The 24,793-nt window shown below is 32.7% G+C and carries 23 protein-coding genes; 5 read left to right on the top strand and 18 right to left on the bottom strand.

Annotation, left to right across the window (positions count from 1 at the left end; all coding sequences use genetic code 11):
- Nucleotides 1-65 precede the first annotated feature (65 nt).
- The 4 genes from B0A57_RS06955 to hemN all read left to right on the top strand — a co-directional run bounded on the left by B0A57_RS06955 (nucleotide 66) and on the right by hemN (nucleotide 6,049).
- Nucleotides 66-1,019 carry an AAA family ATPase gene (locus B0A57_RS06955; protein ID WP_034097497.1) on the top strand — a complete coding sequence of 318 codons (954 nt, stop codon included), beginning with the start codon at nucleotides 66-68 and terminating at the stop codon, nucleotides 1,017-1,019.
- A gap of 13 nt (nucleotides 1,020-1,032) precedes the next feature.
- Nucleotides 1,033-1,776, top strand: coding sequence for an SDR family NAD(P)-dependent oxidoreductase (locus B0A57_RS06950; RefSeq protein WP_052079082.1), 744 nt, complete (start codon nucleotides 1,033-1,035; stop codon nucleotides 1,774-1,776).
- Between the two features lie 477 nt (nucleotides 1,777-2,253).
- Complete coding sequence (locus B0A57_RS06945) at nucleotides 2,254-4,518, top strand: aconitate hydratase (RefSeq protein WP_011963302.1); 2,265 nt, start codon at nucleotides 2,254-2,256, stop codon at nucleotides 4,516-4,518.
- Between the two features lie 166 nt (nucleotides 4,519-4,684).
- Nucleotides 4,685-6,049: an oxygen-independent coproporphyrinogen III oxidase gene (gene hemN / locus B0A57_RS06940; RefSeq protein ID WP_034097501.1), complete on the top strand. Its 1,365-nt coding sequence runs from the start codon at nucleotides 4,685-4,687 to the stop codon at nucleotides 6,047-6,049.
- 36 nt (nucleotides 6,050-6,085) lie between these two features.
- Here the strand turns inward: hemN and B0A57_RS06935 are convergent, their stop codons facing one another.
- The 10 genes from B0A57_RS06935 to B0A57_RS06890 form a co-directional block, all read right to left on the bottom strand.
- On the bottom strand, nucleotides 6,086-6,355 hold the full coding sequence (locus tag B0A57_RS06935; RefSeq protein ID WP_227029063.1) for a YdcH family protein: 270 nt from the start codon (nucleotides 6,353-6,355) through the stop codon (nucleotides 6,086-6,088).
- Entirely contained in the window at nucleotides 6,343-7,047 is a 705-nt protein-coding gene (locus tag B0A57_RS06930) for a sulfite exporter TauE/SafE family protein (protein ID WP_011963299.1), read from the bottom strand. The genes B0A57_RS06935 and B0A57_RS06930 overlap by 13 nt, the downstream gene beginning before the upstream one ends.
- A gap of 91 nt (nucleotides 7,048-7,138) precedes the next feature.
- The gene (locus B0A57_RS06925; RefSeq protein ID WP_034097503.1) at nucleotides 7,139-7,588 is read right to left on the bottom strand and encodes a FixH family protein; all 450 of its coding nucleotides are present in this window, start codon (nucleotides 7,586-7,588) and stop codon (nucleotides 7,139-7,141) included.
- A 20-nt stretch (nucleotides 7,589-7,608) separates the two neighbouring features.
- A complete protein-coding gene (ccoG, locus tag B0A57_RS06920) occupies nucleotides 7,609-9,027 on the bottom strand; it encodes a cytochrome c oxidase accessory protein CcoG (protein WP_011963297.1) in 1,419 nt (472 codons plus the stop codon).
- A 4-nt stretch (nucleotides 9,028-9,031) separates the two neighbouring features.
- The gene (locus B0A57_RS06915) at nucleotides 9,032-9,967 is read right to left on the bottom strand and encodes a cbb3-type cytochrome c oxidase N-terminal domain-containing protein (RefSeq protein WP_011963296.1); all 936 of its coding nucleotides are present in this window, start codon (nucleotides 9,965-9,967) and stop codon (nucleotides 9,032-9,034) included.
- A 6-nt stretch (nucleotides 9,968-9,973) separates the two neighbouring features.
- On the bottom strand, nucleotides 9,974-10,165 hold the full coding sequence (locus B0A57_RS06910; RefSeq protein ID WP_011963295.1) for a cbb3-type cytochrome c oxidase subunit 3: 192 nt from the start codon (nucleotides 10,163-10,165) through the stop codon (nucleotides 9,974-9,976).
- Nucleotides 10,166-10,241: 76 nt separating this feature from the next.
- Entirely contained in the window at nucleotides 10,242-12,422 is a 2,181-nt protein-coding gene (ccoN, locus tag B0A57_RS06905; protein WP_011963294.1) for a cytochrome-c oxidase, cbb3-type subunit I, read from the bottom strand.
- Nucleotides 12,423-12,481: 59 nt separating this feature from the next.
- Nucleotides 12,482-13,465 carry an acyl-ACP desaturase gene (locus B0A57_RS06900; RefSeq protein WP_034097508.1) on the bottom strand — a complete coding sequence of 328 codons (984 nt, stop codon included), beginning with the start codon at nucleotides 13,463-13,465 and terminating at the stop codon, nucleotides 12,482-12,484.
- Nucleotides 13,449-13,646 carry a cbb3-type cytochrome oxidase assembly protein CcoS gene (gene ccoS, locus B0A57_RS06895; protein ID WP_011963292.1) on the bottom strand — a complete coding sequence of 66 codons (198 nt, stop codon included), beginning with the start codon at nucleotides 13,644-13,646 and terminating at the stop codon, nucleotides 13,449-13,451. Before ccoS ends, B0A57_RS06900 begins: the two co-directional genes overlap by 17 nt.
- 76 nt (nucleotides 13,647-13,722) lie before the next feature.
- Nucleotides 13,723-16,101, bottom strand: coding sequence for a heavy metal translocating P-type ATPase metal-binding domain-containing protein (locus tag B0A57_RS06890; protein ID WP_011963291.1), 2,379 nt, complete (start codon nucleotides 16,099-16,101; stop codon nucleotides 13,723-13,725).
- A 108-nt stretch (nucleotides 16,102-16,209) separates the two neighbouring features.
- On the opposite strand from B0A57_RS06890, the gene B0A57_RS06885 reads away from it, so the two are divergent.
- Entirely contained in the window at nucleotides 16,210-16,890 is a 681-nt protein-coding gene (locus B0A57_RS06885; RefSeq protein WP_011963290.1) for a Crp/Fnr family transcriptional regulator, read from the top strand.
- A 30-nt stretch (nucleotides 16,891-16,920) separates the two neighbouring features.
- Here the strand turns inward: B0A57_RS06885 and B0A57_RS06880 are convergent, their stop codons facing one another.
- The 8 genes from B0A57_RS06880 to B0A57_RS06840 form a co-directional block, all read right to left on the bottom strand.
- Entirely contained in the window at nucleotides 16,921-17,199 is a 279-nt protein-coding gene (locus B0A57_RS06880) for a DUF2805 domain-containing protein (RefSeq protein WP_011963289.1), read from the bottom strand.
- A gap of 253 nt (nucleotides 17,200-17,452) precedes the next feature.
- The gene (locus tag B0A57_RS06875) at nucleotides 17,453-18,499 is read right to left on the bottom strand and encodes an endonuclease/exonuclease/phosphatase family protein (protein ID WP_011963288.1); all 1,047 of its coding nucleotides are present in this window, start codon (nucleotides 18,497-18,499) and stop codon (nucleotides 17,453-17,455) included.
- A 117-nt stretch (nucleotides 18,500-18,616) separates the two neighbouring features.
- Entirely contained in the window at nucleotides 18,617-19,507 is an 891-nt protein-coding gene (locus B0A57_RS06870) for a rhomboid family intramembrane serine protease (RefSeq protein WP_034097510.1), read from the bottom strand.
- Between the two features lie 49 nt (nucleotides 19,508-19,556).
- Complete coding sequence (locus B0A57_RS06865) at nucleotides 19,557-20,297, bottom strand: rhomboid family intramembrane serine protease (protein WP_034097513.1); 741 nt, start codon at nucleotides 20,295-20,297, stop codon at nucleotides 19,557-19,559.
- A complete protein-coding gene (gene mutL / locus B0A57_RS06860) occupies nucleotides 20,297-22,138 on the bottom strand; it encodes a DNA mismatch repair endonuclease MutL (RefSeq protein ID WP_011963285.1) in 1,842 nt (613 codons plus the stop codon). Before mutL ends, B0A57_RS06865 begins: the two co-directional genes overlap by 1 nt.
- A 152-nt stretch (nucleotides 22,139-22,290) precedes the next feature.
- Entirely contained in the window at nucleotides 22,291-23,853 is a 1,563-nt protein-coding gene (rny, locus tag B0A57_RS06855; protein ID WP_011963284.1) for a ribonuclease Y, read from the bottom strand.
- Nucleotides 23,854-24,062: 209 nt separating this feature from the next.
- Nucleotides 24,063-24,356 carry a cell division protein ZapA gene (locus B0A57_RS06845; protein ID WP_011963283.1) on the bottom strand — a complete coding sequence of 98 codons (294 nt, stop codon included), beginning with the start codon at nucleotides 24,354-24,356 and terminating at the stop codon, nucleotides 24,063-24,065.
- An 8-nt stretch (nucleotides 24,357-24,364) separates the two neighbouring features.
- The gene (locus tag B0A57_RS06840) at nucleotides 24,365-24,655 is read right to left on the bottom strand and encodes a hypothetical protein (RefSeq protein ID WP_011963282.1); all 291 of its coding nucleotides are present in this window, start codon (nucleotides 24,653-24,655) and stop codon (nucleotides 24,365-24,367) included.
- Nucleotides 24,656-24,793 lie beyond the last annotated feature (138 nt).

Here is a 24,793-nt window from a genome sequence, read left to right as displayed (position 1 = left end):
TCGTAATTTTTAATTCGTAATTAATTATTACTTTCGTAATTCACAATTTATAATTTATAATTAATATGTCTGATGTTGCTGCTATTCAAAATCTAGTTCAAAAACAAAAAGAACTCAAACAAGAAATCGCTAAAATAATTGTAGGTCAGGACGAAGTTGTAAACCAAATCGTGTTGAGTATTTTTGCTGGCGGACATGCACTGTTGGTAGGTGTTCCGGGGTTAGCAAAAACACTAATGGTAAACACCATTGCGCAGGCTTTGGGGTTAGATTTTAAACGCATACAGTTTACTCCAGATTTAATGCCTTCGGATATTTTAGGGAGTGAAATTCTAGACGAAAACAGGAGTTTTAAATTCCTAAAAGGACCAATATTTTCTAATATAATCCTTGCAGACGAGATAAATAGAACGCCACCTAAAACACAAGCAGCACTTCTTGAAGCCATGCAAGAAAAATCTGTTACTATTGCTGGAGAACAACACAAACTAAACTTGCCGTTTTTTGTGTTAGCAACACAAAACCCAATCGAGCAAGAAGGAACTTATCCTTTGCCAGAAGCGCAATTAGACCGTTTTATGTTTGCCATAAAATTAGATTATCCTTCGTTTGCAGAAGAGGTGCAAGTTGTAAAAAGTACGACTGCTAATTTGAATGTGAAAATAAATCCGCTATTTACAGCACAAGAAATAATCGATTTTCAGCAACTAATACGTCGTATTCCAGTGGCTGATAATGTGATAGAATATGCTGTAACTTTAGTTTCAAAAACCCGACCAGATAATTCATTATCTAATGAATTTGTAAAAAATTATTTAGATTGGGGTGCAGGGCCAAGAGCGTCGCAAAATTTAATATTAGCCGCAAAAGCTAATGCCGCACTAAACGGAAAATTTTCTCCAGATATTGAAGATATACAGGCTGTTGCAACAGGGATTTTACGCCACAGGATTATTAAGAATTACAAAGCAGATGCAGAAGGAATTACTGAAGAAATGATTATTGAAAAGTTGTTTTAAGGATTATCGTTAAATGAAAAAAATTCTAATAATCACAGGTGGAAATAAAGGCATTGGCAGCGGTATAGTTTGGGCTTATAAAAATAATGATTATCAAATCATATCTATCGCACGAACATTAAACCTATCGCTCGAGTATAAAGAAGTGAGGCAAATTATTTTAGATTTAAGTAAAACTGAAGATTTAGAAAACACTTTTTCTCAAATATTAAATACTATTGATGAAAATACTATAAAAAGAATAATCTTTATAAACAATGCAGGAACTTTAGGCAAAATAGGAAGATTAGAAAATAATTCTTCTTCAGATATTCAAAACGCAATACAAGTCAATACAATAACACCGTTCTTGCTAACGTCTATCTTTCTTAAAGAAACTCAAAATTGGAATTGCTCTAAAAAAATAATCAATATTTCATCTGGTGCTGCCGTAAAACCATATTATGGCTGGTCATTATATTGTGCTTCTAAAGCGGCTATCGATATGATGACAAAGGCAGTTGCAGTCGAACAAGAAACTATTAAAAACAGGACAAAAATAATAGCTATTTATCCAGGGGTTGTAGATACTGATATGCAATTTCAAATTCGTAAAAGTTCCCTAGAAAATTTTATCGATATACAGCGATTTATCGACTTGAAAGAATCTAATTCTTTAATAAATATTGAAACTATTGGTCAAGAAATTTTTAAAATCGACACATTAGAAAATTATCCAAACGGAGCTATTTTAACTGTTTCTGATTATAGAAATTAGCATAAAATTTATTATCTAATATCATTTTATCTTTAAAAACACAATAAATAGCCTTTTTTGAATCTTATTTTAGGCATATCATGGGGTCAGGCTTTATATTGCAAACGTTATAAAACTCGACACATTCCTTCTTCTCGAAATAACAAATGGTGCGTTTGTAATTCCAGAAAAATTAATGATACAAAGGCGTAATCTATGATTGTATGTTGTAGCAAACAAATTAAATGGTACCCAATAGGCACCGCATAAGAATTTGTAAATATGAATCTTTGTGTTTTTCTTCTTTTTACGAATTGTTTAATATTACAGCTATAAAATTAGTTTTAGATGATAATATAAATGCAAAAAAATAGTTTTTCGTAAAATATTGCAATCGATTAATATAATTCCTTTAAATTTTTTTAATAATGCATCATTTTTTGTAAATTCGCATCACAAATACGGAGTTAAACAATAAACCGAATAAACATAGAAATTATGGCTTTTGATATTGAAATGATTGAAAAAATGTACGCAAATATGGCTTCTCGTGTTGATAAAGCACGTGAGTTAGTAGGTCGTCCGCTTACATTAACAGAAAAAATTCTATATGCTCACCTTTGGGACGGAACACCATCTAGTGTTTTTGCAAGAGGAAAAGATTATGTAGATTTTGCTCCGGATAGAGTAGCGTGTCAAGATGCAACAGCACAAATGGCATTATTGCAATTTATGCATGCAGGAAAAAGCAAGGTTGCTGTGCCTACAACGGTGCATTGTGATCACTTAATTCAAGCAAAAGAAGGAGCGAAAACAGATTTAGCTTTTGCCAATTCGCAATCTAAAGAAGTTTTCGATTTTCTATCTTCGGTTTCAAATAAATACGGAATTGGTTTTTGGAAACCAGGATCAGGAATCATTCACCAAATTGTTTTAGAGAATTATGCATTCCCAGGAGGAATGATGATTGGTACAGATTCTCACACAGTAAATGCTGGTGGTTTAGGAATGCTCGCTATAGGAGTTGGTGGTGCTGATGCGGTAGATGTAATGTCTGGAATGTCTTGGGAATTAAAATTCCCTAAACTAATTGGAGTAAAACTTACAGGAAAACTTAGCGGTTGGTCATCTCCAAAAGATGTAATACTAAGAGTGGCTGATATTCTTACCGTAAAAGGAGGAACAGGTGCTGTTGTAGAATATTTTGGCGAAGGCGCTATTAATATGTCTTGTACAGGAAAAGGAACAATTTGCAACATGGGTGCCGAAATTGGAGCAACCACTTCAACCTTTGGTTACGATGACTCGATGAGAAGGTATCTTGCAGCAACCGGTCGTCAAGATGTGGTAAATGCTGCCGATAAAGTTGCCGATTATTTAACTGGAGATGCAGCCGTTTACGCAAATCCTAACGAATATTTCGACCAAGTTATAGAAATTAATTTATCTGAATTAGAACCATATATTAACGGACCTTTTACACCAGATAGAGGAACACCTGTTTCTAAAATGAAAGAAGAAGCAGCTGCAAATGGTTGGCCAATAAAAGTAGAATGGGGACTAATAGGTTCTTGTACTAACTCTTCTTACGAAGATATGTCACGTGCAGCTTCTATTGTAGAACAAGCAGTGGCTCACGGAATTTCTCCAAAAGCAGAATTCGGGATTAATCCAGGTTCAGAACAAATTCGATACACAATTGAAAGAGATGGGATCATTGCTACTTTCGAAAAAATGGGAACCAAAGTATTTACAAATGCTTGCGGACCATGTATAGGACAATGGGATAGAGCAGGAGCAGACAAAGGAGAAAAAAACACAATCGTTCACTCATTTAACCGTAACTTTTCTAAAAGAGCAGACGGTAACCCAAACACACACGCTTTTGTAACTTCACCAGAAATGGTTGCTGCATTAGCTATTTCGGGACGTTTAGATTTTAATCCATTAACCGATACATTATTAAATGATAAAGGGGAAATGGTAAAATTATTGCCTCCAAAAGGAGACGAATTACCTTCTAAAGGTTTTGATGTAGAGGATGCAGGTTTTCAAGCTCCAGCAGAAGATGGCTCGGGCGTACAAGTTGCAGTTTCTGAAACATCAGATCGTTTGCAATTACTAGCACCATTTGCTGCTTGGGACGGAAAAAATATTACAGGTGCCAAATTGTTAATAAAAGCTTTCGGAAAATGTACCACCGACCATATTTCTATGGCTGGGCCTTGGTTGCGTTTCCGTGGTCACTTAGATAATATTTCAAACAATATGTTAATTGGTGCTGAAAATGCTTTCAATAAAGAAGCTAATAAAGTAAAAAATCAGTTAACAGAAGATTATGACACCGTTCCTGCTGTTGCAAGAGCTTATAAAGCGGCAGGAATTTCTTCAGTTGTTGTGGGTGATCAAAATTATGGAGAAGGATCTTCTCGTGAACATGCCGCTATGGAACCTCGTTTTCTTGGTGTAAAAGCAGTTTTGGTTAAATCATTTGCTCGTATTCACGAAACAAATTTAAAAAAGCAAGGTATGTTAGGGCTTACATTTGCTAACGAAGCAGATTATGACAAAATTCAAGAAGACGATACAATTAATTTTACAGATTTAGTTGATTTTGCTCCAGGAAAACCATTAACCTTAGAATTTGTTCATGCTGATGGTACAAAAGATATTATTTTAGCAAACCATACTTACAATGATAGCCAAATTGGCTGGTTTGTAGCTGGTTCTGCATTAAACTTAATTGCTGCTGGAAAAGCATAAATTATTTTTAATTTTATATAAAAAAAAGCTGTTCGTTTTGAACAGCTTTTTTTATGTAACCATATCACGCCTTATTACGGTTAGGATCTGAATCTATTTTGATAACATGATAATTATCATTTTCTTTAATTTTTTGATATTATATTTTTGGCATTAAATTATATTCATGTCAATTTCTTTAGTTCAAAAATATAACGTTCCAGGTCCGCGATACACCAGTTATCCTACCGTGCCGTATTGGGATGAAAATGATTTCTCTTACCAAATTTGGATAAATACGCTAAAAAAATCATTTGCAGAAAGCAACAAATTAGAAGGAATTAGTTTGTATATACATTTACCATTTTGCGAAAGTTTATGTACCTTTTGCGGTTGTAATAAGCGAATCACTAAAAATCATACCGTCGAGAAAACCTATATAGAAGCCGTTCTAAAAGAGTGGTCATTTTATTGTAAAATATTAGAACCAAAACCAATTATAAAGGAAATTCATTTAGGAGGCGGAACACCTACTTTTTTTTCTGCAGAAAATTTAGAAAGTTTAATAAACGGTATTTTTTGTCATGCTAGTAAAGCTGAAAATTACGAGTTTAGTTTCGAAGGGCATCCAAACAATACAACAAAAGAACATCTACAAATATTATATGATTTAGGATTTAGAAGGGTTAGTTTTGGAGTTCAGGATTATTCAGACAAAGTTCAAAAAGCAATACATAGAGTTCAACCATTTCAAAATGTGGCAAAAGTAACGTTATGGGCACGAGAAATTGGCTACACTTCTATAGGACACGATTTAATTTTTGGCTTACCTTTTCAGGAACTCGATGATGTTGTAGATACTATTGAAAAAACAAAATCATTACTACCAGATCGATTGGCATTTTACAGTTATGCGCACGTACCCTGGATAAAAGGCAACGGGCAACGTGGGTTTAAAGACGAGGATGTTCCTAAAGATGATGCAAAAAGAAAGTTGTATGAAGTAGGCAAACAATCTTTGTATAAAAATGGTTACCACGAAATAGGAATGGACCATTTTGCCCTAAAAACCGATGGCTTATATGCTGCTTTCGAAAACGGAAAATTACATCGTAACTTTATGGGGTATAGCGCATCAAAAACACAACTAATGATAGGGTTGGGAGTGTCCTCTATAAGCGATAGTTGGTATAGTTTTGCTCAAAATGTTAAAGATATAGAAACCTATTACCAGAGGCTAGAATCAGATAAATTGCCTATTTTGAGAGGGCATTTTCTTACTAATGAAGATTTAATTATTAGAAAGCATATACTAAATTTGATGTGCCAATTTAAAACATCTTGGCAAAATAAATCTGATTATTTTGAAGAACTCCCAGAAGTATTATTACAGTTAGTAGAAATGGAAAAAGACGGTTTTTTAATTATTAATGAAAATACAATCGAAGTTACCGAAGCAGGAAAACCCTATGTACGCAATATTTGTATGGCATTCGATTTACGATTAAAACGAAAAGCACCAGAAACAGCATTGTTTTCGATGACAGTTTAAAAAAAAATCACGTTTCAAAACGTGATTTTTTAAAATTTAAGCTTTTAGCATATTAAAAATTTCATCTTTAATATGAATCATTTTTAATTTGAGTTCTTTAAAAGCCTCATCAATCATAACCTCTTCCCCTATATTTATTCGATGAATTTGATGTTCGATTTCATCATATTCAGAGATTAACTTTTTGAAATGATTATTTTCGGTTTTTAAATGATAAATTTTTTCCTGATATTCAGGGAATTCGTTTAATAAATTGTGTTTTTCCATGTTAGTTAAATTATTTGTTATTTTTGTTAATTGTGACAATTAGGTGTTGCTTGTATAAATAAACTCATGTTATTTGGCGATATATAAGGAATTCCTAAACCTAAGCCTCTAAGAATAAATAAAAATCCAATAAATACGGCAGTATAAGGAATTGCTTTTTTAATTTTATTTCGAATTGAAATTGTTAAAAATCCATTCAGATACGTTACGCTACTCATCATAGGTACTGTTCCCAATCCGAACAAAATCATATACAAAACACCAAAACCAGCACTTTGCATCGCAATGGCCCCAAATAATGCAACGTAAACCATACCACAGGGCAAAAAGCCATTAAGCAAACCTATTGTGAATAATGATTTATAACTTTTGTTTCTAAACTGACTTCCTAAAGTACTTTTTATTTTAGATATTAATATAAAAATTGGTTTCGAAAAATTATATTTCATAAAGACCTTTTCTGGTATTAGAATAATCAGAATCATCGAAAAACCAATAAATATTGATAAATGCTGTTGAAATCCAGCTAAAAAAAAGCCTTTTCCCAACATACCAAAAATTAATCCTATAGTCCCATAAGCAGACAATCTTCCTAAGTGGTAAGTTATTATTTGGGTAATTTTTTTTGCGGGATTATCTCTATCTACAGGCAACATCATTGCAATGGGACCACACATACCAATGCAATGTAAACTGCTAATTAGCCCAAATATAAAAGCGGTGTAAAGCATGTTTTAGTCTTAATGTCATAAAGCCTAAGGTTATAAAGCCAAAACTTTTAATGTTTTTAAAATTTCGACTTTATGACCTCATAACTTTCTACTATTTAATATAAACAATTTCTTTTGTTAAATATGATTTTCCGTCATATTGCCATTCCATATTAATGTCCCAACGACCGCCTACCAGACTTTTTTTAGGTATGAGTAAAGTAGTATTAGTTAACGAAATTGGAATTTCGAAATCTAATTTTTTGTTAGACGGTCTATATAAGGACACTTTTCCTTTAATTTTTTTTGGAATAAATGTATTCGGAAATACAATTGATATTGCCTCTGCTGCAACTGTTATTATAGGTTTTAGTTTCAAATCTTGCGCATTCTCGGCCCTAATCATTTCATCTCCAAACTTTGCATCATGCTTGTAGTATTCCTCTACGACTAATTCGTTATCGTATTTTGCATTCGATTGTACTTTGAAAACAAAATATAAAATAAAGGATATAAACAAAGCAAAGGCAATGACAATTCCTGTTCCCCAATTAATTTTCATTTTTTTTATTTTTTTAATAATTAATCAAAACTTCTAGGACTTAAAAAACTAGTTGTTGTGGTTTCAATTTTTTTATTTCCATTGTAAACTTCAACCTCAATTTTTGTTTTATCATTTTCTAGTAAAAATTGATTAATTTCTACAAATAATGTGCCTTTATTGATGGCTTGTTTTTTTACTTTAAAAGATTGTTTTCCAACTACTTTTATTGTTCCTTTTATGTTGTGTAATTTGAAATGAATATCATTAAAATCATCATTGGTTTTATTGATGATTTTAAAAGTAAAAATATTACTAATATTATCTCCTTTATGTTCGTATAACTGTCCGGGTAGTCTTAAAATAACAGTTTCTACTTCATTTCTTAAAAAAAGTAAACCTGTTAAAATTCCTATTAAGATTGCTAAAACAGCCGTGTACCCTTTCATTCTGTTGCTAAACTTAAACTTAGCTTTTTTCTCTATTTCATCTTCAGATGCATATCTAATTAATCCTTTAGGTAAGCCAATACTTTTCATAATGCTATCACATTCATCTATGCAGGCAGTACAATTGATACATTCTAATTGCGTTCCGTTTCGAATATCGATACCAGTTGGGCAAACATTTACACATTGAAAACAATCTATACAATCTCCTTTTCCGGTGGTTTCTCGTTCTTCTTTTTTATTAAATTTTGCTCGACCAATTTCTTTTTCACCGCGAACAAAATCATAGGCTACATTTATCGATTTGTTGTCTAAAAGCACACCTTGTAATCTCCCGTACGGACACGCAATTATGCAAACTTGTTCTCTAAACCAAGCAAAGACAAAGTAAAAAACACCTGTAAAAATAAGTAATGAAATTAGGGTACTAACATGGTTTTCTGGGCCTTCTTTAATCATTTTAAACAGTTCGTCGCTACTAATAAGGTAAGCTAGAAATACATTGGCAATAAAGAAAGAAATGACTAAGAATATTGTCCATTTAAGTGCTTTTTTTCTTATTTTTTCGGGATTCCATTCTTGTTTAGACAATCTAATTTGTGCACCACGATCTCCTTCTATCCAATATTCTATTCGGCGAAAAACCATTTCCAAAAAGATAGTTTGAGGGCAAATCCAACCGCAAAATATCCGACCAAAAATTACTGTAAATAAAATTACAAATACGACTCCAACAATCATGAACAAGACAAATAAATAGAAGTCTTGTGGCCAAAACGGGAATCCAAAAATGTTAAAACGACGTTCTAAGACATTAAACATCATGAACTGGTTACCGTTAACCTTTAAAAAGGGGTTGGCAACTAATATGATTAACAAAAAATAACTAACCCATTTTCTGTATTCATAAAGTTTTCCAGATGGTTTTTTGGGGAAAATAAATTTTCTGTGCCCTTGGTCATCAATAGTCCCTATGCTGTCTCTGAAAGTTTCGTCAAGTTTTTTTGACATTTTTTTATTTTTTTAGGGGTAAACTCTCTGGTGGATTTGCAGTTGCAGTTTTTTCGGCACTTGGATTTACCCAAATGTCTCCGTCGGGTGCTTTACCGTCTTTAGGATTACTACCTTGAAGGGATAAAACATAACTAGCTACTTTTTGAATTTCTTTTGGTTTTAGTCCATTTTTAGACCAAGCAATCATACCTTTTCCGTCACGACCACCATTTGTAATGGTATGAAATACATTTTTTATTCCGCCACCTAAAATCCAATGTTCGTCAGTTAAGTTTGGGCCTATATTTCCTCCTCCATCTGCTCTGTGGCAAGCAATACAATTAGTTGTAAATATTGTTTTTCCTTCGGCTAACTCTTCTGGTTTAGTGAGTACGGTAACTGTTTTTTCGTCGGTCATATCTGGAGCGGTTTTCATGTACTGCTCTACATCAATTTTAGCTTGCGCCATTTCTTTTCTAAGTTCGGTTTCTTGATTGTCGCCATCCATCATTTCAAATCGAACGAGATAAATTGCGGCAAAAGCAATACAACCATAAAATAAATATACCCACCATGGTGGCAAATTATTGTCTAATTCCTTGATGCCATCGTAATCATGATCAAGTAATAACTGTCCTTCGTTTTCTATAGGTTCTGTTTTGGTAAGCCTTTGTATCCAATTTTTATAGAAATCGGTTTCAATAAAGGAGCGGTTTTCGTCTATTTCTTTTTGCTTACGTTGTTCTTCTGTTAGTAAGGTGTCTAGAATTGTATCTGTGGCTTTCAAGATTAATTCTATGGCAATTTCTAAAAAAATAAAAAGTAATAAAATAAGTGAAATTACGGGGTATTTTATAAATGCGGGTTTATCGCCAGAGTCTATACAATATTCTATTAAGCCAAAAAAGGCAAAGAAAATAACGGGAACTCTTACATATACTGGAAAATACTTTTTCATATTTAATTAGTTTATAAAGTCATTTGAATTTTCGTTTCCGAAAGGGATATTACTTAATTCTTCTATTGTTTCTTTTTTATATGAAAATACCCAGATGCCTAATCCTAAGAAAAAAATAAAAAATATTAATAGAGAAAGAATTGGGTATATGGCTACACCATTGATGGTTTCCATATTGTGTTTTATTTGTTCGAACATTTTTTTTTAGTTTTAAATTTCTTTCTGTCAGTTATTCATAATGTTGGTAAACTTTATGTTTTATGAGGTAAGATTACTATTTGTTTTTTACTTTAATATCAGTTCCAAGTCTTTGTATGTAAGCAATTAGGGCAACAATTTCTCGTTCATTCATTGGTACAAATTTTTCTCCTTTTGCTGCGGCTTTTTTCTTGCTTTGTGCGTAGCTTTTTACGAAGTCTGGATCAGATTTTAGATTTTCTTCGATTTTTAATGCTTGTATTCTTAATGTTTTTTCGGCATTGGCAACTTCATAATCTGTATAGGGAACTCCTAGTGCTACCATGGCTTTCATTTTATTTTGTGTTAACGAAATATCCATAGCTTGGTTGTCGAACAGCCATTTGTAACTTGGCATTATCGAACCCGCTGAAATACTTTGAGGACTCCAAAAGTGGTTAAAATGCCAGTTGTCATTGTATTTTGCTCCCACTCTTAATAAATCTGGACCTGTACGTTTAGATCCCCATAAAAATGGGTGGTCGTAAACAAATTCTCCTGCTTTAGATTGGGGTCCGTAGCGTTCTACTTCACTTCTAAAAGGTCTTACAGATTGCGAATGGCAACCTACACAGCCTTCTCTGATGTATAAATCACGTCCTTGTAGTTCTAGTGGGGTATAAGGTTTTACGCTGGCAATAGTTGGTATGTTAGATTTTACCATGATTGTAGGTACAATTTGAATAACCCCTCCTATTAATATAGCTATTGTTGCTAAAATGGTTAGTTGTATTGGTTTTCTTTCTAACCAAGGGTGAAATTTTTCTCCTTTTACTCTACCTGAACTAATTTTTACTAATTCTGGAGCTTCAGCCAATTCGTCTTCAATAGAAGGATTTGCTCTTATGGTTTGGATAATATTATATACTAAAACAAGCATTCCAACTAGATACAGTGAACCACCTACGGCTCTCATCCAATACATTGGCATAATGGCATTTACGGTTTCAAGAAAATTACCGTATTTTAAAATTCCGTCTGGGTTAAATTCTTTCCACATAGAAGCTTGTACAAAACCGGCTACATACATAGGAAGTGTGTATAGTATGATCCCTAGGGTTCCAATCCAAAAGTGAAAATTTGCTAATTTGGTAGAATATAAATTGCCTTTAGTCATTCTTGGAATTAACCAATAAATCATACCAAATGCTATAAATCCGTTCCAGGCTAACGCTCCTACGTGAACGTGGGCAATAATCCAATCTGTAAAATGCGCTATGGCGTTTACATTTTTTAATGATAGCATAGGGCCTTCAAAAGTAGCCATTCCGTAACCAGTAATGGCTACTACAAAGAATTTCAAAACGGGTTCTGTTCGTACTTTGTCCCAAGCACCACGAAGGGTTAGAAGTCCATTTATCATACCTCCCCAAGACGGAGCGATTAGCATTATAGAGAAAACTACCCCTAAATTCTGAGCCCAATTAGGTAAGGCAGAATATAATAAATGATGAGGGCCTGCCCATATATAGATGAAGATTAATGACCAGAAGTGCACGATAGATAATCTGTAAGAATAAACAGGTCTATTTGCTGCTTTTGGCACGAAATAATACATTAATCCTAAGAAAGGTGTTGTTAGGAAAAAGGCTACTGCATTATGACCATACCACCATTGTACTAAGGCATCTTGTACCCCTGCATATACAGAATAGCTTTTCATGGCAGAAACAGGTAATTCTAAACTGTTAAAAATATGTAAAACGGCAACTGTTACAAAAGTGGCTAGATAAAACCAAATAGCAACATACAAATGGCGCTCTCTTCTTTTTATCATACTACCTATCATATTGATACCCATTACTACCCAAATTAATGTAATTGCAATATCTATGGGCCATTCAAGTTCGGCATATTCTTTAGATGTGCTGTAGCCTAAAGGAAGGCTAATTGCTGCTGCAACAATAATTAATTGCCATCCCCAAAAGTGCAGGTTACTCAAAAAATCACTATACATTCTTGTTTTTAATAGTCGTTGCATCGAATAATACATTCCCGCAAAAAAAGCATTTCCTACAAATGCAAAAATTACGGCATTAGTATGTAGTGGTCTTAATCTTCCAAAACTTAGCCACGAGATGCCTTCGGTAAGATTAGGAAATAAGAAAAGAGTTGCTAATAAAAGTCCTACGAGCATTCCAACGACTCCAAAAAGTATTGTTGCATAGAGGAATTTTTTTACAATTTTGTTATCGTAATAAAATTGTTGCATTTCCATAAATTGTGTTTTAATAATTATTATAAATTGAAAATTGTCTGCTATAAATATTTAAGAAATTATTTTGAAGGGATTACCCATTTGAATTTGAATTGTTCTTCAGGAATAACCAATCGTTCAGATATTTTCATCATTCTAGCGGGTAATTTCATTAAGTAATCTCTTGCTTTTTCGGCTTCTTGAGTAAGACCTGTAATTTTGTCTATTTGCCATTTCGAGATTAATTTTTGCATTATTTCTACATAATCGGTCGTTGTATATACGCCAATTCTTTGTGTTGAATCCGAAAAATGATCGAAAGCAGCACTTATTTTCTGACCAGATTCTCTTAAGAAATGAGCTGGCATTGTAATTTTTTGCTTCATCATGTACAAGAAAGCGAGCATCATTTCGCTAGGATCTACTTTAAAAATTTGATTTACAAATTCGCTATAAGCTAAGTGATGGCGCATTTCGTCTCCTGCAATAATTTTGCATAATTTGGTTACTCGAGTGTCTCCGTATGATTTTGCAATTTGCGATACATTATTATGCGACACATAAGTTGCTAATTCCTGAAAACTAGTATATACAAAGTTTTTATAAGGGTCACGACCAGTTCCTATATCGAAACCATCATTTATAAGATGGTGTGTCGTAATTTCGACTTCTTTCATGTTTACTCGTCCAGATAAATAGAGATATTTGTTTAAAACATCTCCGTGTCTGTTTTCTTCACCTGTCCATTGTCTGATCCATTTCGACCAACCATTTCTTTCTAAATTATCAACTCCCTCAACATCCATTAGCCAAGATTCATAAGTAGGTAAAGCTTCTTCAGTGATAGTATCACCAACTAAGGCAACCCAAAAATCATAAGGTAAATCCTTTGCGATTTCTTGTAATTCTTTTATTTCATCAAGAAAGGTATCGCTTTGGGAGTCTGGTAAAAAATCAGACGGTTGCCAGATTTTCTCGATAGGAATTAGATAATTATCTACATAGGTATCTATTTTCTGCTCTAGAAACTGCATTACTTCGAGTCGTTTATTTTTTAGTTTCATTTTTGGCTTTTGTTTTAGGTCTTATTTCTTTTTTAGGTATGAGCTCATCGTCAAAAAGCATTCTGACCGATGGCGTATAATCATCGTCATACTGACCTGTTTTTACGGCTCTTATAAAAGCTGCAAAAAAACCAATTGCGACTAGGATACTAATAGATATTAATAAATAAATGACACTCATACCTTAAATTTGTGTTAACAAAGTTACTATTGCGGATTCTTTAATAACATGACATTTGTCATGCTTTTGTATATTTTTATTTTAAATTTTTACTATAAAAATTACTCATCAACGTAACAAAACTTACAATAGTTATAGTGCTTAACGGCATAATGATGGCGGCTACTAGGGGAGATAAATTTCCAGATAGCGCAAACGATAATCCTACGAGATTGTATAATAGTGAAAGTGCAAAACTCATTTTTATGGTTAAAATCGCTTTTTTTGAAAGCTTTAAGAAATAGTTTAGTTTTTCAAATTGAGTAGCATCTAATATTGCATCACAGGCAGGAGAAAATACGTTTACATTTTCTGAAATTGAAATACCAACATTGCTTTGTGCTAATGCTCCAGCATCGTTTAATCCGTCTCCAACCATCATTACGTTTTTACCGTTTTCTTGCAAAGTTTTTATAAATTCTAATTTCTGTTCTGGTTTCTGGTTAAAAACAAGCTCGGTTCCTTTGGGTAAAAGGTTGGTTAAAGTTTTTCTTTCGCCTTCGTTATCACCAGACAATATTTTAATTTGATAATTGATGCTTAAGTTTTCGAAAAGTGCTGACAATCCTTCTCGATACTCATTATTGAAAATGTATTTTCCGTAATAAGTAGTATCTATTTTTATATGAACTGCTGTTTGTTGAATGCTATTCTCTTGAATGCCAATTACAAACAAAGCAGAGCCAATTTTAATTTCAAAAGCATTACTTTGTGCTTGAATTCCTTTGCCAGTAATTTCTTCAAAATGGTTAATTTTTATTTTTTCGGCTTCTGGCAAAAAGTCATATAATAATCTGCTTAAAGGATGGTTTGATGCTTTAAGGGTATTTTTTATTAAAACTAATTGTTGGTTAGAAAGAGGGGTTCCTTGGTAAGAAATATTCGATTTTTTGTTGGTAGTAATTGTTCCGGTTTTGTCGAAAACAATAGTGTCTACTTTGGCTAATTGTTCGATAACCAATGCGTTTTTGAGATAAAATTTCTTTTTGCCTAAGATTCGCAAAATATTTCCAAAGGTAAATGGTGCGGTCAAGGCTAGTGCGCAAGGGCAAGCAACAATTAAAACCGAAGTAAAAACATTGAAGGCTATATTTGCATCGATAAAAATCCAATAAGTAAAACCTGCAAAAGCAATTAATAAAAGAATTGGCGTAAAATAGTGGCTAATTTTATCGGTAATTGTTTTGTGTTTTTGTGCTACATTTTTCTGAAAAATATCGTTGCTCCATAATTGTGTTAAATAACTTTGGGATACAGAGTGTAAGACTTCCATTTCAATGGCTTTTCCTATTTGCTTTCCGCCAGCAAATACTTTGTCTCCAGAATGCTTTGTTATAGGAATGGCCTCGCCTGTAACAAAACTATAATCTATCGATGCTTGTGTTGAAATTAAAATGCCATCAACGGGAATTAATTCTTGGTTTCTTATGAGCAATCTATCTCCTTTTTGAATGTCATAAATAGGAATACTTTGGTCAGGAGTATCGGTGTTTATTTTAGTAATTGCAATGGGAAAATAAGATTTAAAATCTCTTTCGAAACTCAAAAAACTATAAGTTTTTATTTGAAACATCTTGCCAAGAAGCATAAAAAAGACCAATCCTGTCAAACTATCGAAAAAACCAGAGCCATAGTTCATCACAATATCAAATGTACTTCTGATAAAGAATATGATAATTCCTAACGCTATTGGAATATCTATATTTAGCATTCCAGATTTTACACTTTTATATGCTGAGATATAATAACCACTTGCTGAGTATAAAAAACTGGGTAGTGATAGCGCAAATATTAACCAACGAAAAAAACCACGGTATTGATCTAGCCAATATTCCGTAACTTCAAAATATTCAGGAAAGGAGAGCAACATAATGTTTCCGAAGCAGAAGAAAGCAACCCCCAGTTTATAGGTTAAACTTCTGTCGATATTGTTTTTACCAGTTTCATAATTTTCTAAGCTAATGTAAGGTTCATAGCCAATAGAACTTAATAAAAGCACAATAGTTTTAAGAGAAACAATTTCAGGATTGTACGTTATTCTAACTTTTTTTTCAGGAAAATTAACTTGCGAGGTGTTAATTCCTTTTTGCAAACGTTGCAAGTTCTCTAAAATCCAAATGCACGAACTGCAATGAATGTGAGGAATGTTTAGAGAAACTATCGCTGTAGACCGTTCTTGAAATTCCAGAAGTTTTGTAACAATAGTTTCATTGTCTAAAAAATCATATTTTCCTTTTATTTCTTGCGGGGTTGCTCCAGGGGATTTCTCGAAATCATAATAGCAAGTCATATCGTTTAGGCTAAAAATTTCGTACACGGTTTTGCAACCATTGCAACAAAAGTTCTTGCCGTCAAACAAAATTTCTTCTTCTTTTATAATATCTAACCCACAATGGAAACAGTTTTGTGTGTCCATATACTTTACTCATTTTACCTATAACAAAGGTCATGTAGTATATGTATTTAAAATATGATATTTGTCATATAAATTTGTAAATTTGTAAAACAATTAAATGTTAATTCGATGAGTAAATGTGAGCAATGCATTGTTAGACAGTTTAGTTCTCTAAAAACACTTAATAAAGCAGAACTTTTGCGTATGGCAGATAGTAAGACTTCCTATGTGATAAAAAAAGGAGCGCCTGTTTTTGAAGAGGGAGAAACTGTAAATGGGATTTTTTGCATTAAAGACGGTGTTTGCAAGCTTTCTAAATTAAGTTCTAATGGGAAAGACCAAATTGTAAAATTGGTAAAACCAGGCGAATTACTCGGGCAACGATCTATGATTAGCGATGAGGTTGCAAATTTAAGTGCTGTAGCCCTAGAGGATATGGAGGTTTGTTTTATTCCGAAAGCTGAAATACTTGGGTTTTTTAATCACAATAATGATTTCTCTATGGATGTCATGAAAAATATTTGTACAGATCTAAAAGATGCCGATGAGCACATGGTTTCTATGGCTCAAAAAACAGTAAAAGAGCGCTTGGCAGAAATACTATTATATCTAGAGGATACTTTTGGGAAAAACGAAGACCAAAGTTTGCGCATTCAGCTATCGAGGGAAGAACTTGCTGGTATGGTAGGAACTGCCACAGAGAGTTGTATAAGATTATTGTCTGAATTTAATAAAGATAATTTGATTCATATTATAGGTAAAAAGATTACAATTTTGCAAAGAAGCGCTTTGGTAAAATTGGCACAATAAAAAATGCTGTTATAAAACAGCATTTTTTAGTTAATCAAATTTATTTTTTATATAATATTTGCCATCTAAGTCATCATCAAACTCATCGATTTTAATTTGTTTTGGCTTTGGTTTGCCTGCATTGGCTTTCTTTTTCCAAATTTCAAATTTGTCTGCTGGCAACTTTTTTTTCATAATTTCAAGAACTTGTTTTTCTTCTATGCCAAGTTCTTTCTTGATGATTTCGAAAGGATTTCTTTCCTCATTTGCCAATGTAATTAATTTTTGAGTTTCTTCCCAACTCAATTCTATGCTTTTACCTTTTTTCATTATTTTAAAAACAATTCAGTTTATTTTTTTAAATGGTTACAAATTCTATTCCAATATTAATCAAAAAAAATTAAGATTCGAAAATTATTTTTACTTTTTTAATTTCGAATCAAATTTTTAACTTGATTTGAAAGGATTTTTCTATAATTAGAGGGTTTTTTGTGCTCCTTTGTGCTCCTTTGTGCTTATGTTTGTTTCTGTTTTGTAAGCGATTTTGTTTGTTTAATAGTTGAAAAAATCATGCGTTAAAATTTTAATCGACAGACAATCTGGTCATTATTGGAAGATGGTCTGAGTTTACAAAATCAGGAAAATTAGTAAAGTTTTTTACACGCATTTTACTGTTGGCAAAAATATAATCTATTCGTGCAGGGTAGTATTTAAAACTATAGGTTTGTCCGAAGCCTTTTCCTGCCTGTTCAAAACAGTCTTGCATATTTCCTTTTATGCTTCGGTACACGTAAGAAAATGCGCTGTTATTCATGTCGCCACAAATTATGATTGGATATTTGCATGACTTTTTGTGGTTCATAATTATTTCTCCTTGTTGCTGTTGTTTTTTGAAAGCTTCACTAATTCTATTAAAAATAATTTGAGATTTTTGCTTGTTAATTCCTTCTACATTTTCATTAATTTCTTTAACATCGGGCGAAATTTTTATCGATTGCAAATGAATATTGTAAACTCTCACTAGGTCTTTTCCTATTTTTATATCGGCAAAAATAGCATTGTTATTAGATTCTGGAAAAGCCAATTCTCCTTCGTTTACGATAGGGAATTTAGAGAATATAGCCTGTCCTGTTCTAATTTTTTTACCTTTCATAACAATAGAACTATAAGGATATATCTTTAAATCGATCTTTGCAGAAGTCGAATATTCCTGAATGCAAAGCAAATCTGGGTTATTTTCATTTACAAAATGTAAAATATCTTGTGCTACATTATCTCGGGGGATCCAATTAAAGAGATTGAGCAATCGAACGTTGTAGCTCATGACTACAAAATCTTTGTCTGAAGCTTCTAAGTCCTTTGCTGAAAATTTATAAAATTTATTAATAAAGGTGATTCCTAAAATAAGAACCAATCCAGACAATATCATTTGCCTTTTGAATTGTATAAACCAATACAAAAAAAACAAACCGTTAAGTATTAAAAATAAAGGCAGTATAAGTGTGAGTACAGATAGAAACGGAAACCAATTGGGGGCTAAAAATGGTAAAAAATAAGCAAGAAATGTTAGTATAGTTAAAACTATATTACAAAAAAAAGCCAATTTATTAAACCAGGAGAGGTTTTTCATTTTCTTGTTTTATTGAATTTCAGTACAAATAAACGATTTATATCTTTAATTGTCAAAAGTCTTAAAGTCAAATCTTAAAGTTAGAATTGTTATCACTTTTTATTTTATGCCTTTTTACTATTGCGATTTACCTACTTTAAACAAAAATTCTTTTTCATCGGCGGTTAAACTATCATAACCTGATTTGCTAATTTTGTCTAGGATTTCGTCTATTTGTTGTTGTGTTTTGTCTTTAGTTACAATTTTACTAGCTGTTTTTACGGTGCTTATAGGTTTTGGGTTGCGGTGTATTTTCTTAAATGGTGTTTCTTTTTTTGGTGAAAATAAATTGGCAAAACCATCAATAATTGCATTAAATTTGCTGGTTAAATCGGTACCGTTTTGCAAAAATTTTACCCAAATAAACCCAAAAAAAGCGCCACCAAGATGTGCAAGATGTCCACCAGTATTTTCTAAAGGCAACTGAATTAAATCGATAGCCAAATATAATATTGCAATATGCCACAATTTAATCGAACCAAATAACGCCAGTCGAATATTCATAAAAGGTTGGTAAGTCATTGTAGCAAAAAGAATTGCCATTATTGATGCTGAAGCACCTACTAATAGGGTGTTTTGATTAGATAATGATGGCAAGAAAGTATAACAAACTAAGTATATAATTCCCGCAAATATACCACCCAGAACATATAGTCCGAATAATTGTTTTTGTGTAAAAAATGTAATGAACAATCTACTCGCAAAATGTAGCATTATCATGTTGAAAAGCAGATGAAAAAAGCCGCTATGAAAAAACGAATACGAAACAATGGTCCAGGGTTGCCCTGCTAAATTACCAAAATGATTAGAGAGTGCCACATAATTAAAATAATTGATATTAATATGAAACAATTGCAGAACAGCAAATACAATTTCTGGAATAGTAAATAGCAATAGGTTCCAAAAAATTAATTTGGTCGCCATATCTCCATTTTTGTATTGTAGTTTTAAATCGTCTAAAATATTCATTTTACTTTTTTTCTGTTGATATTGCTTTTTAAAATTGTCATTGCGATTTTTAGTTCCAGCGTTTGTTATTGAAAGCGTTTTTCTTCCAATACCACATAATAATAAAACCTATTAATGCACCACCAACATGGGCAAAATGTGCCACGCCTCCGCCAAAAATCGAATACCCTGTTAAACCTGAAAACAAATCTATACCCACTAAAACGGGTACAAAATATTTAGCTTTTACAGGAACTGGGATAAACATTAATGCTAATTCTGCATTAGGAAACATAAAAGCAAAAGCAATTAACAAGCCATAAATAGCACCCGAAGCTCCAACTGCTGGTACTGAAAAGGAAGACATTAAATTGTCGAATTGTGAGGTAGATAATACTTCCTGCCACGAAGTGTTGTATTTTCCGTCGGCTAAAATTTTTAAAACATCTTGAGTCGTATTTCCATGTGCTGTTAAAATATTTAAACTATCATGAAAATAATAATAATTCATCCCCGAGTGTACTAAAGCAGCTCCTAATCCGCATGAAAAATAAAAAAACAAGAATTTTTTACCTCCCCAAATATTTTCTAGTAAACTCCCAAAAGAGACTAAGGCAAACATATTGAAGGCTATATGCATTAATCCGCCATGCATAAACATGTGGGTGACTAGTTGCCAAATCTTAAAGCTTGGGTTTTCAAAATAATATAATGCTAAAAGATGTTCGGCATTGGGTACAACGATACTTCCAAGAAAAAAGATAATATTAATTATCAGTAACTGCTTTACAGTTGGTGTCATATTGTTCATCATATACTAAATTTTTTGTCTAAATCTTCTACACTAAGTGTGATGAAGGTTGTTTTGTTAAAAGGCGAAACTGTTGCTTCTTTGCAAGCAAATAAGTTATTTACTAGGTTTACTTGTGCTTCTTCGGTAAGGTAAGTTCCTGTTTTTACAGCTAAACTTTTTGCCATACTTTTTGCCATGCTATCCATTTGGCTAAAACTACTATCAGGAACTTCTTGTTGTAAATCGCTTACTAATTGTTCTAAAACTATCGAAGCTTCACTTTCAGAAACCGTGACTGGTAATCCAGAAATAACAATCGAATCTTTATTTAGGGCTTCAAAAACAAATCCTGTACTTTCTAACGATTGCTTAATTTCTTGAATTAGTGCCATTTCATTACCTGAAAAATATAAAGTTACAGGAAATAGTAATTGCTGGCTATTGGCTTGGTGAATCGTGATATTGGTTAAAAATTGTTCATACAAAATGCGTTGGTGTGCTCTTTGCTGATCAATGATTAGCATGCCTGATTTTATAGGATTTACAATGTATTTTTTGTGAATTTGATACGTTGTTGTTGGTGCTTTTTCTACTTCGGAATCAGAAAATAAAGAGCTTGTAACCGTTTCCGATTCGAAACTCATTTCGTCAAGATCTATCGATTTTGTATCTAAGCCAACATATAAACTTTCCCAATGTGGTTGTTTTTCTGTTTTTGGTTTATAACTAAAATTAGATTGTTTTTTTTCTTCTTGAAATGGATTAAAATTGCTATCTACCTGAATTGTTGGTGTTTCTGCTTCTTTGTTTTGATAACTATAAGGCGTATCTAGATTAAAATCTCTTTCGAAATCTAAAACTGGCGCGACGTTAAATTGTCCCAAACTGTGTTTTGTTGCCGAGCGCAAAATGGCGTATAAAGCCTGCTCATCATCAAACTTAATTTCCGTTTTTGTGGGGTGAATATTAATATCAATAGTATGTGGTGGCACATCTAAATACAAAAAGTAACTTGGTTGCGCTCCGTCGCGAAGTAAGCCTTCGTATGCATTCATAATCGCATGATGCAAATAACCACTTTTTATAAATCGATCATTTACAAAAAAGAATTGTTCTCCTTTGCTTTTCTTTGCAAATTCTGGTTTCCCTATAAATCCTTGTATCGATAAAATATCGGTATTTTCCTGAATTGGAACCAGTTTTTCATTGGTTTTTCCTGAAAAAATATTAACAATTCGTTGTCTTACATTTGATTGTGGCAAATTAAATAATTCGCTTCCGTTATGATAAAAAGTAAAATGTATGTTATGATGTGCTAATGCTACCCGTTGAAACTCATCAATAATATGGCGCAACTCAACAATATCCGATTTTAAGAAATTACGTCTTGCTGGAATATTAAAAAATAAGTTTTTGACTAAAAACGAAGTTCCTTTAGGCAAAACAGCTACGTCTTGCGACACAAATTTACTACCTTCTATAATAATATGTGTGCCTAATTCTTCTTGGTCTTGTTTGGTTTTCATTTCTACATGCGCAATGGCAGCAATAGATGCTAAGGCTTCACCACGAAAACCTTTGGTGTGCAAATCGAATAAATCTTCTGCTTGGCGAATTTTTGAAGTGGCATGGCGCTCGAAACACAAGCGAGCATCTGTAACAGACATTCCTTTGCCGTTGTCTATTACTTGTATTAATACTTTTCCTGCTTCTTTGCAAATGAGCTTAATATCGGAAGCACCAGCATCGATAGCATTTTCTAGCAATTCTTTGACTACTGATGCTGGTCGCTGAACGACTTCGCCAGCGGCAATCTGGTTGGCAACATGATCAGGAAGTAATTGAATTATGCTTGACACTATTAGGGTTTAGGTTTTAGGTATTAGGATAAAAACTATCGCTTACAAATTTAAGAAAAAGGTTTCAGGTTTTGATATTAAAGGTTTCTTAAAAAAAGGAAAAACCTACTAACAATCTAGCAGGTTTTTCCTTTTTTATATGATTGTATAAATTATTTAGCAATATTTACGGCTCTAGTTTCTCTAATTACGGTAACTTTTACTTGACCAGGGTAAGTCATTTCTGTTTGAATTTTTTGCGAAATTTCGAATGATAAGTTAGAAGCATTATCGTCGCTTACTTTCTCGCTCTCTACTATAACACGTAGTTCACGACCTGCTTGTATGGCATAGGCACTTTTTACGCCATTAAATCCATAGGCAACTTCTTCTAAATCTTTTAGACGTTGTATGTATGAGTCTAAAACCTGACGACGCGCACCTGGTCTTGCTCCGGAAATAGCATCGCAAACCTGAACAATTGGAGATAATAGAGATTTCATTTCTATTTCGTCATGATGGGCACCAATGGCGTTACAAACTTCTTCTTTTTCTCCGTATTTTTCTGCCCATTGCATTCCTAAAAGTGCGTGAGGCAAATCGCTTTCTGCATCTGGAACTTTACCAATATCATGAAGTAATCCGGCTCTTTTGGCTAGTTTTACATTTAGACCTAATTCTGCTGCCATGATGCCACACAGTTTAGAAACCTCGCGCGAGTGTTGTAGTAAATTTTGTCCGTAAGAAGAACGGTATTTCATGCGTCCTACTACTTTTATTAATTCTGGGTGCAAACCGTGAATTCCTAAATCGATAACTGTACGTTTTCCAACTTCTATAATTTCGTCATCAATTTGCTTGGTTGTTTTTGCGACTACTTCTTCGATGCGTGCTGGGTGAATACGACCATCGGTTACTAATTTGTGTAATGCTAAACGGGCAATTTCTCTACGAACTGGATCAAAACAAGAAAGGATAATAGCCTCTGGTGTGTCGTCTACAATAATTTCTACGCCAGTTGCGGCTTCGATTGCACGAATGTTACGACCTTCTCGACCAATAATTCTACCTTTTACATCATCGGATTCGATATTAAAAACAGAGACACAATTTTCTACCGCTTCTTCAGTTCCTACACGTTGTATGGTGCTAATAATTATTTTTTTAGCTTCTTGTTGTGCAGTGAGTTTTGCTTCTTCAATAGTTTCTTGAATGTGAGCCATCGCTTGTGTTTTAGCTTCACTTTTCAAACCTTCAATTAATTGATTTTTTGCTTCTTCTGTAGATAAGCCTGAGATGACCTCTAGTTGTTGTAACTGGCTTTTGTGCATTTTTTCTACTTCAACTTGCTTTTTTTCTAGATTTTCAAGTTTAGTATTGTATTCGTTTGTTTTTGCTTCAAAATCGTCGTTTATCTTTTTTGCTTTAGATAATTCTCCTGAAACCTGCGATTCTTTATCACGTACTCTTTTTTCTACTTCTGCAACCTTGCGATCGCGAGTTAGAATTACTTGTTCGTGTTCAGATTTCAGTTCGATAAATTTCTCTTTTGCTTGTAGTATTTTATCTTTTTTTATGTTTTCTCCTTCTAAATTTGCATCTTTTAAGATAGAAGAAGCTTCTTTTTTTGCGTTTTTTATTAAATTAGAAACGCCACTTTTTTCTAAAAATTTTGAAATTCCAAATCCGCCGCCTATTCCAGCAATTACTGCTATTATTATTGTTATAATGTCCATATTTGTTTTTAAGTTATATATAAAAAAAACCTACATCAGCGGGTATTGTATAAACTCGGATTGACAAGTTTTGAGTTAACTCGTTGTTCAAGCTTCCAAACTAAATTGGCTTGCTATAGTAACGATGATTTGCTCATTTTAATTTGTTAGTGTTGAGTTTATCAAATAGGTACTAATGTAGGTAGTATTTAGTGTATGTAAAGAACGTGTTATTTATCTAAATATTTGCCTAATAATTCATTTAGTTTGCTAAGCTTTAGTATAGTATTTTGTTCTGTTGCTGACTTGTCAATTTGTTTTTGTTCTACTTGCGAAGCAAATTGTAAGGCACACATGGCTAAAACATCTTGTTTGTCACGTACTTCATAATTTTGTTCGAACTGTTTCATCATAGCATCAATTTTTTTAGAAGCACTACGCAGTCCTTCTTCCTGACTTACATCTACCGTTAGTGGGTAAATCCTGTCTGCAATCGATATTTTTATTTTTAGTTTTTCACTCATTATGCTTTCTAATCAGAAAGTTGTGCAATACAATAATCTATTTCCCTAATTAATGAATTTATCTTAAGCTTTGTATCTCTTTTGTATTCGTCACTACCAAGTAATGAATTTGTAATTTTTATCGAGTCGAAATTTGCTTTTATAGTTTTAATTTCTTGGTTTTGATTTAATATAAATCGCTCAGATTCGTCTAGTTTCATTGATAAAATTCGATTTGCATCTTCCAAATCTTCCATTTTTTTTAAAAACTTTTCAAACCTAATTTCAAGAGAATCAATAATTTCTCTAATATCACTCATTGCAATAAAAATTCATTACATAACTTGACAAAGTTAGTATTCCTAATCAATTATAACAATAGCTTTTATAAAAAAAATCATTTTTTATTGGTTTAATTTATAAAAGCTTTAAGATGTTGGTGTTATCAATATGTTTTT

The sequence above is a fragment of the Flavobacterium psychrophilum DSM 3660 = ATCC 49418 genome, assembly GCF_002217405.1.
GTDB classification, from domain to species: domain Bacteria; phylum Bacteroidota; class Bacteroidia; order Flavobacteriales; family Flavobacteriaceae; genus Flavobacterium; species Flavobacterium psychrophilum.
This window is presented reverse-complemented; position numbering and strand designations above follow the sequence as displayed.

Bases quoted from the DNA above. Each gene is read 5' to 3' on its own strand.
- B0A57_RS06955 (WP_034097497.1), top strand. From the start codon at position 66: ATGTCTGATGTTGCTGCTATTCAAAATCTAGTTCAAAAACAAAAAGAA.
- B0A57_RS06950 (WP_052079082.1), top strand. From the start codon at position 1,033: ATGAAAAAAATTCTAATAATCACAGGTGGAAATAAAGGCATTGGCAGC.
- B0A57_RS06945 (WP_011963302.1), top strand. From the start codon at position 2,254: ATGGCTTTTGATATTGAAATGATTGAAAAAATGTACGCAAATATGGCT.
- hemN (WP_034097501.1), top strand. From the start codon at position 4,685: ATGTCAATTTCTTTAGTTCAAAAATATAACGTTCCAGGTCCGCGATAC.
- B0A57_RS06930 (WP_011963299.1), bottom strand. From the start codon at position 7,047: ATGCTTTACACCGCTTTTATATTTGGGCTAATTAGCAGTTTACATTGC.
- B0A57_RS06925 (WP_034097503.1), bottom strand. From the start codon at position 7,588: ATGAAAATTAATTGGGGAACAGGAATTGTCATTGCCTTTGCTTTGTTT.
- ccoG (WP_011963297.1), bottom strand. From the start codon at position 9,027: ATGTCAAAAAAACTTGACGAAACTTTCAGAGACAGCATAGGGACTATT.
- B0A57_RS06915 (WP_011963296.1), bottom strand. From the start codon at position 9,967: ATGAAAAAGTATTTTCCAGTATATGTAAGAGTTCCCGTTATTTTCTTT.
- B0A57_RS06910 (WP_011963295.1), bottom strand. From the start codon at position 10,165: ATGTTCGAACAAATAAAACACAATATGGAAACCATCAATGGTGTAGCC.
- ccoN (WP_011963294.1), bottom strand. From the start codon at position 12,422: ATGGAAATGCAACAATTTTATTACGATAACAAAATTGTAAAAAAATTC.
- B0A57_RS06900 (WP_034097508.1), bottom strand. From the start codon at position 13,465: ATGAAACTAAAAAATAAACGACTCGAAGTAATGCAGTTTCTAGAGCAG.
- ccoS (WP_011963292.1), bottom strand. From the start codon at position 13,646: ATGAGTGTCATTTATTTATTAATATCTATTAGTATCCTAGTCGCAATT.
- B0A57_RS06890 (WP_011963291.1), bottom strand. From the start codon at position 16,101: ATGGACACACAAAACTGTTTCCATTGTGGGTTAGATATTATAAAAGAA.
- B0A57_RS06885 (WP_011963290.1), top strand. From the start codon at position 16,210: ATGAGTAAATGTGAGCAATGCATTGTTAGACAGTTTAGTTCTCTAAAA.
- B0A57_RS06880 (WP_011963289.1), bottom strand. From the start codon at position 17,199: ATGAAAAAAGGTAAAAGCATAGAATTGAGTTGGGAAGAAACTCAAAAA.
- B0A57_RS06875 (WP_011963288.1), bottom strand. From the start codon at position 18,499: ATGAAAAACCTCTCCTGGTTTAATAAATTGGCTTTTTTTTGTAATATA.
- B0A57_RS06870 (WP_034097510.1), bottom strand. From the start codon at position 19,507: ATGAATATTTTAGACGATTTAAAACTACAATACAAAAATGGAGATATG.
- B0A57_RS06865 (WP_034097513.1), bottom strand. From the start codon at position 20,297: ATGAACAATATGACACCAACTGTAAAGCAGTTACTGATAATTAATATT.
- rny (WP_011963284.1), bottom strand. From the start codon at position 23,853: ATGGACATTATAACAATAATAATAGCAGTAATTGCTGGAATAGGCGGC.
- B0A57_RS06845 (WP_011963283.1), bottom strand. From the start codon at position 24,356: ATGAGTGAAAAACTAAAAATAAAAATATCGATTGCAGACAGGATTTAC.
- B0A57_RS06840 (WP_011963282.1), bottom strand. From the start codon at position 24,655: ATGAGTGATATTAGAGAAATTATTGATTCTCTTGAAATTAGGTTTGAA.